The organism is Pacificimonas sp. ICDLI1SI03, from assembly GCF_054740865.1.
On sequence record NZ_JBSQAU010000001.1, the window covers coordinates 1,807,796 to 1,820,832 of the forward strand.

The 13,037-nt window shown below is 61.9% G+C and carries 15 protein-coding genes; 5 read left to right on the plus strand and 10 right to left on the minus strand.

The window, feature by feature from the left end:
• Nucleotides 1–21: 21 nt before the first annotated feature.
• A complete protein-coding gene (locus ACSMXM_RS08815) occupies nucleotides 22–1,137 on the plus strand; it encodes an acyl-CoA dehydrogenase family protein (protein ID WP_460315582.1) in 1,116 nt (371 codons plus the stop codon).
• 31 nt (nucleotides 1,138–1,168) lie between these two features.
• Here the strand turns inward: ACSMXM_RS08815 and ACSMXM_RS08820 are convergent, their stop codons facing one another.
• A complete protein-coding gene (locus tag ACSMXM_RS08820; protein ID WP_460315583.1) occupies nucleotides 1,169–1,609 on the minus strand; it encodes a hypothetical protein in 441 nt (146 codons plus the stop codon).
• A 123-nt stretch (nucleotides 1,610–1,732) separates the two neighbouring features.
• Between ACSMXM_RS08820 and ACSMXM_RS08825 the strand changes: the two genes are divergently transcribed.
• Complete coding sequence (locus ACSMXM_RS08825; RefSeq protein WP_460315584.1) at nucleotides 1,733–2,239, plus strand: sterol desaturase family protein; 507 nt, start codon at nucleotides 1,733–1,735, stop codon at nucleotides 2,237–2,239.
• Nucleotides 2,240–2,311: 72 nt separating this feature from the next.
• The gene (locus ACSMXM_RS08830; RefSeq protein ID WP_460315585.1) at nucleotides 2,312–3,553 is read left to right on the plus strand and encodes a sulfotransferase family protein; all 1,242 of its coding nucleotides are present in this window, start codon (nucleotides 2,312–2,314) and stop codon (nucleotides 3,551–3,553) included.
• Here ACSMXM_RS08830 and ACSMXM_RS08835 read toward each other — a convergent pair.
• From ACSMXM_RS08835 to ACSMXM_RS08855, 5 genes are all read right to left on the minus strand, one after another.
• Nucleotides 3,499–4,257, minus strand: a complete 759-nt coding sequence (locus ACSMXM_RS08835; RefSeq protein ID WP_460315586.1) for a fatty acid desaturase — start codon at nucleotides 4,255–4,257, stop codon at nucleotides 3,499–3,501. The genes ACSMXM_RS08830 and ACSMXM_RS08835 overlap by 55 nt on opposite strands.
• On the minus strand, nucleotides 4,254–5,228 hold the full coding sequence (locus tag ACSMXM_RS08840) for a phytoene/squalene synthase family protein (protein WP_460315587.1): 975 nt from the start codon (nucleotides 5,226–5,228) through the stop codon (nucleotides 4,254–4,256). Before ACSMXM_RS08840 ends, ACSMXM_RS08835 begins: the two co-directional genes overlap by 4 nt.
• A gap of 93 nt (nucleotides 5,229–5,321) precedes the next feature.
• Nucleotides 5,322–6,863, minus strand: a complete 1,542-nt coding sequence (locus tag ACSMXM_RS08845; RefSeq protein ID WP_460315588.1) for a phytoene desaturase — start codon at nucleotides 6,861–6,863, stop codon at nucleotides 5,322–5,324.
• A gap of 55 nt (nucleotides 6,864–6,918) precedes the next feature.
• Entirely contained in the window at nucleotides 6,919–8,112 is a 1,194-nt protein-coding gene (crtY, locus tag ACSMXM_RS08850) for a lycopene beta-cyclase CrtY (protein WP_460315589.1), read from the minus strand.
• 117 nt (nucleotides 8,113–8,229) lie between these two features.
• Complete coding sequence (locus tag ACSMXM_RS08855; protein WP_460315590.1) at nucleotides 8,230–8,766, minus strand: hypothetical protein; 537 nt, start codon at nucleotides 8,764–8,766, stop codon at nucleotides 8,230–8,232.
• Here ACSMXM_RS08855 and ACSMXM_RS08860 point away from each other — a divergent pair.
• On the plus strand, nucleotides 8,765–8,917 hold the full coding sequence (locus ACSMXM_RS08860; RefSeq protein ID WP_460315591.1) for a hypothetical protein: 153 nt from the start codon (nucleotides 8,765–8,767) through the stop codon (nucleotides 8,915–8,917). The genes ACSMXM_RS08855 and ACSMXM_RS08860 overlap by 2 nt on opposite strands.
• Nucleotides 8,918–9,135: 218 nt before the next feature.
• On the opposite strand, the gene ACSMXM_RS08865 is transcribed toward ACSMXM_RS08860, so the two are convergent.
• A complete protein-coding gene (locus ACSMXM_RS08865; protein ID WP_460315592.1) occupies nucleotides 9,136–10,161 on the minus strand; it encodes a threonine aldolase family protein in 1,026 nt (341 codons plus the stop codon).
• 83 nt (nucleotides 10,162–10,244) lie between these two features.
• On the opposite strand from ACSMXM_RS08865, the gene ACSMXM_RS08870 reads away from it, so the two are divergent.
• Nucleotides 10,245–11,672 (plus strand): amidohydrolase, encoded by a 1,428-nt coding sequence (locus tag ACSMXM_RS08870; RefSeq protein ID WP_460315593.1) that lies wholly within the window; start codon nucleotides 10,245–10,247, stop codon nucleotides 11,670–11,672.
• A 76-nt stretch (nucleotides 11,673–11,748) separates the two neighbouring features.
• Here ACSMXM_RS08870 and ACSMXM_RS08875 read toward each other — a convergent pair whose 3' ends face one another.
• The 3 genes from ACSMXM_RS08875 to ACSMXM_RS08885 form a co-directional block, all read right to left on the minus strand.
• Nucleotides 11,749–11,946 (minus strand): hypothetical protein, encoded by a 198-nt coding sequence (locus ACSMXM_RS08875; RefSeq protein WP_460315594.1) that lies wholly within the window; start codon nucleotides 11,944–11,946, stop codon nucleotides 11,749–11,751.
• Nucleotides 11,947–12,108: 162 nt separating this feature from the next.
• Entirely contained in the window at nucleotides 12,109–12,405 is a 297-nt protein-coding gene (locus tag ACSMXM_RS08880) for a (2Fe-2S) ferredoxin domain-containing protein (RefSeq protein WP_460315595.1), read from the minus strand.
• Nucleotides 12,406–12,426: 21 nt separating this feature from the next.
• On the minus strand, nucleotides 12,427–12,969 hold the full coding sequence (locus ACSMXM_RS08885) for a J domain-containing protein (RefSeq protein WP_460315596.1): 543 nt from the start codon (nucleotides 12,967–12,969) through the stop codon (nucleotides 12,427–12,429).
• Nucleotides 12,970–13,037: the final 68 nt, after the last annotated feature.

The window sequence follows — 13,037 nt, forward strand, 5'->3', positions numbered from 1 at the left end:
GGACTCAAGGGACGTCGCCAGATGAACTTCGACTATTCCGAAACGCAGACAATGGTCCGCGACACGCTGCAGCGATTCCTCGCCGACCGCTATGATTTCGAGACGCGGCAGAAGATCAGCCGGTCACAGGCAGGCTGGTCGCCCGACATATGGAAAGCCTTTGCCGAGGAACTGGGCATTCTGGGTGCGCCCTTTTCTGAGGAGATGGGCGGCCTGGGCGGCGGTCCGGTCGAAAACATGATCATCATGGAGGAGATCGGCAAATCCCTCGTCGTCGAGCCCTATTTGTCGACCGTCATACTGGGCGGCGGCTTCGCCCGAGAGGCGGGCCGCGGCGACCTGATCGAGGGGATCATCGCCGGCGATGTGCGTTTCGCCTTCGCCTGGGCCGAGCCGAAGGGCCGCTATAATCTGGATTATGTCGAGGTCAGCGCCACCCGCACGGGCGGCGGTTACACCCTGTCGGGACACAAGGCGGTCGTGCGCGACGCGCCCTGTGCCACGCATCTGATCGTCAGCGCGCGCACCTCTGGCGAAAAAGCCGATGCAGATGGCATCAGCCTGTTCGTCGTCCCCGCCGATGCGAACGGCGTCAGCCGCACCGACTATCCCCTCGTGGATGGCGGAACCGCCTCCGAGATCACATTCGAAAATCTTGCCATTGGCGAAGACGCTCTCCTTGGTCAGGAGGGCGCCGCCAGCCCCGTCATACGAAAGATCGTCGACGAGGCCATTGCCGCCCTGTGCGCGGAGGGGGTCGGCGTCATGCGCCAGCTGCACAAGCTGACGATGGACTATACGAAAGAACGCAAGCAGTTCGGCGTGCCCATTTCAAAGTTCCAGGTACTGCAGTTCCGCATGGTGGACATGCTGCTGGAGGTTGAACAGTCGCATTCCATGACCCTGATGGCGACGCTGAAACTGCCCGACACCGCCGCCGTGGCAATGGCAAAGGCAAAGGTGGGTAAGGGCCTGATCTTCTGCGGGCAGGAGGCCGTGCAACTGCACGGTGGCAACGGTATTTCAGACGAATATGCCGTCGGCCATTATTTCAAGCGGGCCACGATGATCGAAAACCAGTTCGGCCCCACCGACCATTATCTACGCCGATACGAACGTCTGACCATGGCGGCATGACCGCCTTTCAGACGCCGTCTCGTACCGAACTCTACATCTCGAATGTTTCGGGCGGCAGGTCGAAGGGTTCATCTTCCGGAAATTCATCCTCGGGATAGTCCTCCGTCGGCGCCTGACTGCGAGGGGCAATCACCCCGGCCCACTCCTCACCGCCGTGCATCAGCATGCAGCCAAGCCCCGTGCGCGCCAGCGTCGTCACCAATTGGCCGTCGCCCAGCATTGCCAGCTTGTCCTGCACATCGGCCAGGGTCATGGTTTCCAGGTCGTTCCGCGTCATGGCGGTCTCTTTCGCCATTTCCGACAGCACTGCCCAATCATCATCGGTCAACTGGGCCAGGCCTGATCCGACGCAGGACGCCTGCTCCTGATTCAGACCGCGCGCGCCCAGCAGCAATTCGATGTCTGCGGGATGGGGCCGACACGCCGATGTCAGTGCCAGCGCGGCAAGGGAAAGAGCGGCGGCAAAGCGCATGGGTATCCAGACTCCTGTCCTACGATTCGAACGCACGATATCCGGGTGCAGATGAACCTTTGCTGAGACGTCGCTACGTCGCAGGTGCATTGGCGGATCAGGTGCACTATATCGCATGGCAGCATGTCCGTCGCCACCGGCCTCCTTCTCGCACTCGCAACCGTCCTCTTCATGGAGGCGTTCGCCTATGTCATGCACCGCTGGGTCATGCACGGCTTCCTCTGGAGCCTGCATAAATCGCACCATGAGCCGCGCACCGGCACGTTTGAGAAGAACGACTGGTTCGGCGTCATCTTCGCCCTGCCCTCCATCGCGCTCATCGCCATGGGGACGCAGCTGGGCTTCTGGCCAGGCCTCGCCTGGATCGGCCTGGGCATCGCGCTGTACGGGCTGATCTATTTCGTCTTTCACGATCTGATGGTGCATCAACGCCTGCCAAATCGCTACGTACCGAAATCCCGCTGGATGAAGCGCATCGTTCAGGCCCACAAGATACACCATGCCGCCAGTTCCAAGCATGGCACGGTCAGCTTCGGTTTTCTTTACGCGCCGCCGGTCCGCGACCTGAAGGCGCAGCTTGCACACAACCAGGCCCAGCTACGCGCGCCCAGGAATAGCGTTCGAAATTAAAGTCAGACTCCACTGGCGCACCGCCGGACCGTCGCTCGATAGCGGAGCAGAATGTCGATAGGGGGGCGGCAGATGACCGATATTGTCCCCCGCCCCACCGTCCGATTCGCGAATCGCGCGCTTTCGACGCTGTGGCGACAGGGCTTCGCGCCACCGCCGGTCCTGACCGCCAAGGCGCTGATGGAGGATGCGCAGCGCGTCTCCGGTCTGACGGAGTTCAACGAGCCGGGTTTGGCAGCGCGGCTAGAGCGTCTGACCGAGGCTCTGCACAAGGAGGCCGGGCTGACCGCGCTTGGCCGGACGCTGTCCTATGGCGGCATTCGGCGCGCCCTTGTCCAGCGGTTGCGGTGCGAAGCGATGCTGGCCGCCGACCCGCGAATCAAGCGTCGCCCGGTGGCAGCGCCGATCATCATTGTCGGCTCAATGCGCAGTGGGACGACGCGGCTGCAACGCCTGCTTGCCGCTGATCCGCGGTTCGTGTCGACCCGCCTGTTCGAGGCGATGAATCCCGCGCCCGACCGCAGCGACCGGCATCGCATTCTTGCCACGCGCAGCCTGCAATGGGCATCGGACCGGCTGAACCCGGCGATCCGCACGATTCACCCCGGCGATCCGCGCGACAGCGACGAGGAACTCGGTATCCTCGAACTTGCCCTTTCCGGCGCCCAGATAGAGGCGCAGCGACCGATCCCGTCCTGGGCGCGCTGGATGGAACGGACGCCGCAGCGGGGCGCCTATCGCTGGCTGAAGCGCTGGATGCAGTTGACGGGCGAGCGGCGCGGCGATGATCCGGCAAAGCCATGGGTTTTGAAAACGCCGCAATATATGCAGGATCTGCCGGAGCTGCTGCAGGTCTTTCCCGATGCCCGCCTGATATTCATCCACCGAGCCCCGCGGCAGATCGTGGCGTCGGCGGCGTCTCTGGCGTGGAACTATATGCAGTTGCAATCGGATAGCGTGACCCCCGAATGGTGCGGCGCCGAATGGCTGCACAAGACCGCATGGCGGGTGGAATCGATGCAGGCATTTCGCCGCGCCCATCCGCAAGTTCCCGCCATCGACGTGCGCTTCGAGGACATGAACGACGATTGGACGCGGGAGATTGGCCGTATCTATGACTGGCTGGGTCTCGATCCCACCGCCGGTCCGGGGCGGACGAGCGGCCTGGAGAACATGCGTGCGTATATGGCCCGCGCCCAGACCCGACATCTTGCCACCCCCCACCGCTACAGTCTGGCAGAATTTGGCATTCAGTCGGCTCAGGTCGATGAGCGCCTCGGCTCATATGCGGAGGATTTCGACCTTTCCCGCTGACGCCGCGCCGGCAGCCGCCACCACGGCTCCGACGGGTAAAGATGATGCTCGTGATGATAGCCGCCGAAATGGAAGCAGGTCAGCAGCGACAGCAATTCCGGAAATCGCGTGGAGCGCGCCCTATGCCGATCTGCGAAGGCATCCTCGCCATGCCGATGCGGCAGATAGGTGCCGAAATAGAAAAGCTGCAGCAGCGCCAGCAAGGCGGGCACCGCCCAGAACACGACGATGTTGGCCAGCTCTGCCCCCGCCAACATGTAGATGATGGCGACGAGGGTGATGCGGCCGATCTGCGCATGGGTGTAGTAACGGCTGAAAAATGCAACCACCCACGGCACAAACTGCCGGGGATTTTCCACATGAAAATCGGGGTCGCGCCCAGTCCCGACATGCTTGTGATGATCGAAATGCTTGGGTTCGAATGCACGATAATCGATACCCGCATAGATCATCAGCGTCAGGCGACCCACCGCCCGCTGCAGTCGGGGCCAGCGCGGCGCCAGCGATCCGTGCATGGCGTCATGGGCGCTGATGAACAGGGCCGTCGACAGCCAACTTTGCAGCACGATCAGCGCCAGCGTCAGGCCCAGCGTTTGCCATCCCAGCGAAATCGTGAAGATCGCGCCGAAATGCACGCCCAGCCATGACAGGACAAAAAGACCCGCAATGCCGAGGCCGATCAAAGACTGCCGCGTGGCGCTCATGCGCCGCTGTTTACAGGTCTTTCCGGCGGATACCAAACGGCAGAGTCGCCCCATGTCCACAATCCCGGCCGCTTCTCCAGCGGCTGCGGCGGCGCCTGCGCCTCTCCGCGTGCCGCCAGCAACATGCCCGCCTTTTCCCATTTCGACGTGTGCTGCCGTTCGTCCCAGGCTGCGGCGCCGGCGGCGCGGACCTTCTCCCCGATCGCGCGATAGACCTTTTCCGCCGTCAGAACGGCCCACGCCGCTCGTGGCGGCAGGTGCGTCGCCCCCACCCGCGCGCTGGCATAATAATGATCGGCAAGGTCCAGCAGCTCGCTGACCACATCGACCAGCGCGCCGCGATGTTGGGGACGAGCATGGTCGCCAGGCGTCACGCCGCGCGCTGCCAGCATCTCATCTGGCAGATAACAACGGTCATTGGCGGCATCTTCCAGCACGTCGCGCGAAATATTCGTCAGCTGAAAGGCGAGACCAAGATCTGCCGCGCGCGTCAAAACGTCCTCCCGCTCAGGCGAAACGCCCATGACCACGGCCATCATGCGGCCGACCACGCCCGCGACATGCTCACAATAATCGAGCGTATCGGCGAGCGAGCGATAGCGCCGCTCATGGGCATCCATGGCAAAGCCATCCAGATGCCGCATCGGCAGTTCGTGGGGCAGGCCCGTCTCTGCCGCGACCCGTCCAATTGCCGCGAATGCGCCGCTCTCCGAATCGGGATCGGCAAGTCCGGCGCGCGTCCGCTCGCGCAGTGTGGCGAGGCGCTGCAGCACGTCATTATCGGCAGTCACCGACCCGCGCCCGCCCTCCTGTCCGTCGACGACATCGTCGCAGTGGCGGCACCAGGCATATAGCAGGCGCACGCGCCGCTTTGTGTCGCGATCGAACAGGCGAGAGGCGAGAGCGAAACTCTTCGATCCCTTCGCAATCGATGCGGCCGCCCATTTATCGAGATTTTCATCAGACGTCATCGCCGACCGCCATAGGGGCAGAGCCCCTCCGGGAAAAGCGCCATGACACCTTCACGAACGGCACGAACGAAGGCAGCAGCAGAAATCGCGCGACTAGGGCGCCGGATGCTGCCGGGGCGGTGCCTGCCTGCGCGTGTACCGGCCCAGTTGTTCCTGCCGGTCGAGATCCTTCAGCATCAGTTTGGCCGTCGCCTTCGCCGATCCGACGACGCCCGGAATTCCCGCCCCCGGATGCGTGCCCGCCCCGGCGAAATACAGGTTCCTCACCACATCGTCGCGATTATGAACCCGGAAATAGGCCGACTGCCACAGCACCGGCTCCAGGCTGAAGGCGGACCCCAGATGCGCGTTCAGTTCGGAGGAGAAATCCTTCGGCGTGAAATGATGCCGTACCTCGATATTTTCCCGCAGGCCGGGCAACAGATGCTCCTCCAGATAGGCGAGCAGCCGGTCCCCATAGGTTTCGGCGACCGCATCCCAGTCGCCCTTGTACCTGCCCATGTGCGGCACCGGCGCAAGCACGTAGAAGGTGGAGCGTCCCGGCGGTGACAGGCTGGGATCGGTCGCCGTAGGGTGGTGCAGGTACAGGCTGAAATCGTCCGGCAATTCGCTGCGCCCGTAAATTTCGGACAGCAGCTCCTTATAGCGATTGCCGAACAGGATATTGTGATGGGGGACGTCTGCATATTCCCGCTTCACCCCGAAATAGAGCACGAACAGGCTGGGTGAAAAGCTCTTGCGCTTCAGCGCCGTCGCCGCCTGCTTTCCGCGCGGATGCCCGCGCAGCAAGGCATCATAGGTGTGGACGATGTCGCCGTTCGACGCCACCGCATCGAAACGGCGGCGGGTGCCATCGTCGGTCACGACGGCAGAGATGCGATCCCCTTCCGTCTCCAGTTCGGCAACCGCCGTGCTCAGGATTGTCTCGCCGCCCAGATCGGTGAACAGCTTTTCAAGGCCCCGGACGAGCGCATGCGTGCCGCCCTTCGGAAACCACACGCCGTCGCGTTTTTCCAGCGCGTGGATCAGCGCATAGATCGCTGAAGTCTTGAAGGGGTTGCCGCCAACCAGCAGGGTGTGAAAACTGAACGCCTGCCTTAGCTGCTCGTCCTTTATATAGCGGGACACAATGGCATAGACGCTTCGATACGCCTCATATTTCATCAGCGCGGGCGCCGCGGAAATCATGGAGCGGAAATCCAGAAACGCCTCATGACCCAGCTTTTGATAGCCTTCGCGATAGACATTCTCGGCATAGGCCATGAATTCGCGATATCCGGCTACTTCCCCGGCGCCACGCTCGGCCAGTTGGGCGAACAGCTTTTCGTCGTCATTGGTGTAATCGAATGTGCGGCCATCCTCCCAATACAGGCGATAGAATGGCTGAACCGGCACCATGTCGACATAGTCCGCGATATTTCGGTCGGTCAGGCTGAACAGCTCTGCCAGGCAGGCCGGATCGGTCACGACCGTGGGGCCGGCGTCAAACGTGTAGCCTTCCTTTTCCCAAGCATAGGCCCGTCCGCCGGGCTTGTCGCGCCGTTCGATCAGCGTCACCTGATGACCCGCCGACTGCAGGCGTATGGCCAGCGCCAGCCCCCCGAACCCGGCACCGATAATTGCGACTTTCGACATCGAACGGCTCTTTCATCTTAAGCCCCCGAAACGCCGGGGCGGCCACGGAATTACTCTATTCTTCCTCGCGGGCACGCCAGCGCGGTCGCCAGGATATTTTCGGAATCGACCGAGACAGAACACCTACCGCCTTAGGAAGGGAAACCGGCGGCTTGCCGGAAAGGATCCGCGCCTTGTCCGCCGCCGTGGACTGCGCAGCGTAGAATCGCTCTACCAGGTCTTCGTCCATGCGATAGAAATGCTGCAGCGTGCGATAACGGCCTTGCGGTGTCGCCGCCTCGAACATCATTCGATTCAGCAGGCGGTAAAATCCGCGCTCCTTCCATGTCGAGATACTATGGTCCCTTAGCGAACGATAAAGCGGCGCCGCATCGACGCGGGACAGCGACTTCACCATGTCCGCCGTGGCGACCGCATCGGCGAAACTATATCCGGTGATCGGGTTGAACAGGGCGGCGGCCATGCCCGCCTTCGGCACGTCATCCTCGGCCCAATAGGCCTCGATATCGCCGTCCAGCGCGATCGGCAGGACGCCGCTTTCGGTTCGCCCTTCGGTCACATCGCCCAGGCCCATGCCGGCGACATAATCGCGCACGCGGGCCAGCACCTGCTGTTCGGACAGGTCAGGACCATCCGAATAATAGGTATCCTCGACCAGCAGCCCCGTCTCGCTGAAGGGCAGCACGTAGACAAAGCGATAGCCGTCCAGCTGATCGACACGGGCGTCCATGATCACGGGCCGGGTAATCCCGTGCGGCCTCGCCGTCTCCAGCTCCAGCCCTACGAATTTCTGCCAGGCGAGTTTCAAATGCGGCGAGGAACGCTGCCCCCGGCAGTCGATCACGGCCCCCGCCTGCAGAACGTCGCCGCCGTCCATCCGCACAAGCGTCGGTGTAACGGCATCGATGCGCCGCCCTGTAATGATGGCCTCCGCAGGCAAGCGTGCCCGTACTGCCGCGTCCAGCCGCTCCGACCGGACGCTGGCATAGGGCGTCGACAGGGTCCGGGAATATTCCGGGAAACGGACATCGTAGCCGTCCTGCCAGCGATGTGCGTAAAGCTCTTGCGTCCATTTCAGCTGCGGACCACGCAAATCGCTGTCGAAACGGGACCAGATGTGGTCACCCCCGATGCGTTCGCCGCCCTCTATGATCGCAACCGAGATACCGGGCCGCACATCGGCCAGCCGCATGGCGATCAGGCCTGCAGCCAGGCCACCGCCCGCCAATATGATGTCGAAGTCTCGCACCCGGCAGGACGTAGGACCTGTTGCCCCCGGCGTCGAGATATTAACCGCCAATGGCCGGTGGGCGTGGCGGTCCGCCGCGCCCCCCGGCCTGGCACATAGACTTAGGCGCGTTGAAAATTAGGCGGGACGGCGACGCACGCGCGCTCCCAGACCCAACAGACCCAGCCCGAACAGGCCCAGCCCGAACAGGCCCAGCGCAGCGGGCGCGGGGACCGCGGCCACGGGTTCAAGTGCCAGCCCACCGTTCGTGTAGAAATTATCAACGGTCGCACCGCCATAAAAGCCAAGGCCGATGCCCGTCCCGCTGAACGGCGAAACCAGGGATCGCGTGACCGTCTGTCCCGTTTCTTCGATGAATACGGAAATCGTGCCGTCAAGATTATCCGTCAGCTCAAAGAAGCTTTCTTCTATTTCGAATGAAAGATCGAAGTAGTTATACCCCTGCACAGCGTTATATGAATAGTTATTCCCATGGTACATAAAAACGCGATCAAACATTCCGTTACCGTTGTTATCCTGCATTTTGACAAACAGATTGTTGGTCAGGCTTTCATAGTTCATTACCAGCGCCACATACTGAATTGCACCGCCGCTGGATTTGGCATCGACGCCAATCTTCGTGGCCGAAGCACCGTTCAGGGTTGCAACTGACATGTTCGATCCAGAAAACGCCCCACCAACTTCGGTGATCGTGCCCGACCGCGCCGTCCAGGCAGAGGTCGATCCGTCGTTAAAATTGTCGACGACCGTCGCAGATGCCTGGGTAGAAACCGTGATTGCGGCGATGGCGATCATCGACTGGTGAAAAGCGCGCATTTTGTATCTCCTATGCCAAGCCGTCGGCTCGTTATGTTCGTGTTGCATAAGGAGGTAGCAATCATCGTGCCAAAATGGCCGGAATGCCGATTAACAAATCCATGGGTGGTTTACGGCCTTACTTAACAAAAAATTATGTAAGAATATCCGACGGTTTCAGGCGTTTTGGCGCATGGAGACGCTGCCTTTCGACAGTGCGATCAACACCTATTCCTTGCCACTCAGATCGGAAATCGCCTGCGCCAGCTTGTCGATATCCTCATCCTGACTATCCCATGCGACCACCAGCCGCGCTTCACCGGAACCCGCATCGCCCCAGTCATAAAATTCAAAGCCCTGTTCGCGCAGGCGCGCCGCACCCTCCACGCCGACCCGCACGAACAATTCATTGGCTTCGACGGGATACATCAGGCGTCCGCCCGCCGCCTGTGCCAGCCGCGTGGCGGCCTGATTGGCGGCGCGGGCATTTCGGCTCCATGCGCCGGATTCCAGCATTGCCAGCAGTTGCGCGGCGGCAAAGCGGCCCTTTGACGGCATCTGGCCGGCCCGCTTGCGCCGCGATGGAATGCTTTCCGCCAGCGACTTGTCGAAGATCACCAGCGCCTCTGCCGACAGGCCGCCATTCTTGATACAACCAAAGCTGAGCGCATCGACGCCTGCGCGCCAGGTGATGTCGCCCGGGTGGCAATCCAGCGTGATCAGCGCATTGGCAAAGCGCGCGCCGTCCATGTGCATTTTCCAACCGCGCCGTCGTGCCTCGTCGCCCAATGCGGCGACCTCGTCAGGCGCATAGACCAGCCCATATTCCGTCGCCTGCGTGATCGACAGCGCACGCGCCTGAACCTGATGCACGTCGCCGCGCATGGGTGCCATCACCGATGCGATGCTCTGCGGCGTCAACTTGGCCCCCTCGCCTTCGGCCAGCAGCAGCTTCGCTCCGGCCGTGTAAAATTCCGGTGCGCCAGCCTCATCGACATGGATATGCGCTTCCTCATGACAGATCACCGCACCATAGGGCGGCAGCATCGCGGCCAGCGCCAGCGCATTGGCGGCCGTGCCGGTCGATACGGGAAATACGCGGCACTCGGTGCCGAAAAACTCGCCAAATACGCCATCCAGCCGCGCCGACAGCGGATCGCCGTCGTAGGATCCTTGCGTGATGTCGTTCGCGTCAATGACTGCCTGCAGCACTTCCGGGCAGGCACGGGCGGCATTGTCTGACAAAAAGCGCATGGGACTCCTTCTCTCGCTCAAGTTCCGGGTGACGTAGGCGAAGGCCTTTGGCATTGTCCATCCGTGGTAAACGGGAGGTCTTCTTGAACATCGTCAAATCGCTTCTTCTGGCCGGTGCTTTGATCGCAGCGCCAGCATATGCCGCCGACGAGCAGGTGGCGCTGGACCGCATTGCTGCTGACCGCGACACCAATATCGCCATTGCCGACAAGATCTGGTCCTTTGCCGAGGTCGGATATCAGGAAAACCAATCGTCCGCCCTGCTGCAACAACATCTGCGGGATGCGGGATTTGCCGTCACCGCCGGGCTGGCAGGCGCGCCGACGGCATTCACGGCAACCTACACCAATGGCGACGGCCCCGTGATCGGCATCATGGGCGAATTCGACGCGCTACCGGGGTTCAGTCAGGATGCCGTTCCGCAAAAGGCGGGCATTGCCGATACCGACGCTGGCCATGCCTGCGGCCATCATTTGTTCGGCACAGCGTCCGCCTCCGCCGCCATTGCCGTCAAGGACTGGCTGGACAGCACCGCGACGAAAGGCACCGTCCGCTTCTACGGCACGCCCGCCGAAGAGGGCGGCGCCGGCAAGGTCTATATGGTGAGGGAGGGACTGTTCGATGATGTCGACGTCGCGCTCCATTGGCATCCCAGCGCTGAAAACAGCGCCGATATCGCCACCTCGAACAGCAATAAATCGGCGAAGTTTCGCTTTCATGGCAAATCGGCCCACGCGGCATCGGCGCCCGAATATGGCCGTTCGGCGCTGGACGGCGTCGAAGCGATGAACGTGATGGCGAACATGATGCGCGAACACATGCCGCAGGACAGCCGCATGCACTATGTCATCACCAATGGCGGGCGCGCGCCGAACGTCGTGCCGGATTTCGCCGAAGTTTTCTATTATGTCCGCAACCCCGACGCCGAAGTCGTCCGTTCGACCTTTGAGCGGCTCGCAAAGGTTGCGGAGGGCGCGGCCACCGGTACGGGAACGGCCATGGAATATGAGGTCATTCACGGGGCGATGCCGCTGCTGCCCAACGAGACCCTGCAGTCGCTGGTACATGAGAACATGACCCAGGTCGGCGGCGTCGATTACGATGCTGCGGAAACGGCGTTCGCTGAAGAGATTATTCCGACCCTCGGCAAGTCAGACGTCGATATGTCCGAAGCTGCGAAGATCCTGCCGATGTCGGAAAGTCACGGCGCAGGTTCGACCGATGTGGGCGATGTATCATGGGCGGTGCCGACGGCCGGTTTCCGCACGGCGACATGGGTGCCGGGCACCTCGGCACACAGTTGGCAGGCCGTGGCTGCGGGCGGCATGTCCATCGGCTGGAAGGGCATGCAGAACGCGGCCCAAGTCCTGGCACTGACCGCCATCGATCTTTTCGAGCGGCCCGATCTTGTTGCGGAGGCAAAGGCGGAATTCCTGCGCCGCAAGCCGGAGGGATATGAATATCGTGCGCTGCTGGGCGACCGCGATCCGCCCCTCGATTACCGCAACTGAGGCATCGGCAGGCGGCGATTTGCCCCCGCCGCCGCCAGCCTCCGGGCTGGACGGCGGCGTGGCTCGCCTTACGGTCTTAAGACGCGAGTACGTAGTTCCGATCGCGACTTTCGGTGGCACCCAGGGGCAACACCGTGTTGCAGAACGCGCATTCCGCGGTCGCGCGGCCAATATACCAGTGCGCATGCCCGCAGCCGGGGCAATAGTTGGTCGCATGCAGGTGGTAGGTGATGCCATAACCACGCTGCGCGGGATTGATTGTCGTTGGCGTCATAGCCTGTCTCCTGTTGGGCGTCGCAAGAACGCCTGCCAGTAAAACAATGCATAAACGCCGTTCAGGTTGCCACCTGCAAACACCTGTTAATCAAGGAGAATGGGGATTACCGCGCTAGGTGTGTTTTTCAGGTAACAGCCACAAGCAGGAACGGCGGGAGGCCTATAGGCCAAGATCTTCGACAAGGTCCTCGACCGCCGTCCCCTTGGGAACGATATGCCACAGCTTGCTGTCGCAGCCATTGATAACAACCACCGCATTTTTCGGGCAGACGCCCAGGCATTTCACCTCGACGACCCCCATGCGGCTCTTGCGGCCCTTGCAGGTTCCCAGGTGCGCCCGCAACGCCTTCATCAGTCTCTGCTTGCCGTCGGTGCCAAAGCCGCCGCCCATCTTGCGCGAACATTTCGAACAGATCAGCAGCGCGCGCGACCAGTTGGACCGGACCGTTCTCGTCACGCCAGGCTCACCGGCGCGGCATCACGCTCCGGCACCTTTCCACTCCCGCATTTCCTCGGCGGTTTTCAAAATATCATAGGCGGCCTGCCCGGCCTGGAACTTGCGCGCCGCTTCGGCATCACCGGGCTTGCGGTCGGGATGATGCTGCTTTGCCCATTTGCGATAGGCCAGCTTGATCTCTTCAAACTTCGCATCGGGTTCCAGCTCGAACAATTCCAGCGCGTCCAGCTCGCCGCGGGTGCGGCTGCCATCACCCGATCCGGCCCATTCATAATGACGGGAACGCGCATGCTTGGCGCCGGCATTTTCGTGGTTCGCCCGATCCTGCGCCTGTTCCTTGGTCAGGCCCTCGAAGTAATTATAGCCCTTATTATACTCGCCCGCGTGCTTCTGGCAGAAATACCAGCGCTCCTTGGAATTGGGCGATTTGGGCGCCGGGCAATAGCCCTTTTCCTCGCACCCATGGCGGTCGCAGATGCGCACAGTGGCGGCATCGAACCCCTTGGCCTCATATTCACCCCAACGGGGCAGGCCCCAGCTTTTCGTCGTTCTCGATGGTGGCATAGACCTAACCTAGTGCCTGCTTTGCCGGAAAACCACGGGTAGACCCTGAAGTTTTCCGGCATGATCCT

Bases quoted from the DNA above. Each gene is read 5' to 3' on its own strand.
- ACSMXM_RS08860 (WP_460315591.1), top strand. From the start codon at position 8,765: ATGTTCGATCCAGAAAACGCCCCACCAACTTCGGTGATCGTGCCCGAC.
- ACSMXM_RS08865 (WP_460315592.1), bottom strand. From the start codon at position 10,161: ATGCGCTTTTTGTCAGACAATGCCGCCCGTGCCTGCCCGGAAGTGCTG.
- ACSMXM_RS08885 (WP_460315596.1), bottom strand. From the start codon at position 12,969: ATGCCACCATCGAGAACGACGAAAAGCTGGGGCCTGCCCCGTTGGGGT.
- ACSMXM_RS08825 (WP_460315584.1), top strand. From the start codon at position 1,733: ATGTCCGTCGCCACCGGCCTCCTTCTCGCACTCGCAACCGTCCTCTTC.
- ACSMXM_RS08855 (WP_460315590.1), bottom strand. From the start codon at position 8,766: ATGTCAGTTGCAACCCTGAACGGTGCTTCGGCCACGAAGATTGGCGTC.
- ACSMXM_RS08830 (WP_460315585.1), top strand. From the start codon at position 2,312: ATGACCGATATTGTCCCCCGCCCCACCGTCCGATTCGCGAATCGCGCG.
- ACSMXM_RS08875 (WP_460315594.1), bottom strand. From the start codon at position 11,946: ATGACGCCAACGACAATCAATCCCGCGCAGCGTGGTTATGGCATCACC.
- ACSMXM_RS08815 (WP_460315582.1), top strand. From the start codon at position 22: ATGAACTTCGACTATTCCGAAACGCAGACAATGGTCCGCGACACGCTG.
- ACSMXM_RS08820 (WP_460315583.1), bottom strand. From the start codon at position 1,609: ATGCGCTTTGCCGCCGCTCTTTCCCTTGCCGCGCTGGCACTGACATCG.
- ACSMXM_RS08845 (WP_460315588.1), bottom strand. From the start codon at position 6,863: ATGTCGAAAGTCGCAATTATCGGTGCCGGGTTCGGGGGGCTGGCGCTG.
- ACSMXM_RS08835 (WP_460315586.1), bottom strand. From the start codon at position 4,257: ATGAGCGCCACGCGGCAGTCTTTGATCGGCCTCGGCATTGCGGGTCTT.
- ACSMXM_RS08840 (WP_460315587.1), bottom strand. From the start codon at position 5,228: ATGACGTCTGATGAAAATCTCGATAAATGGGCGGCCGCATCGATTGCG.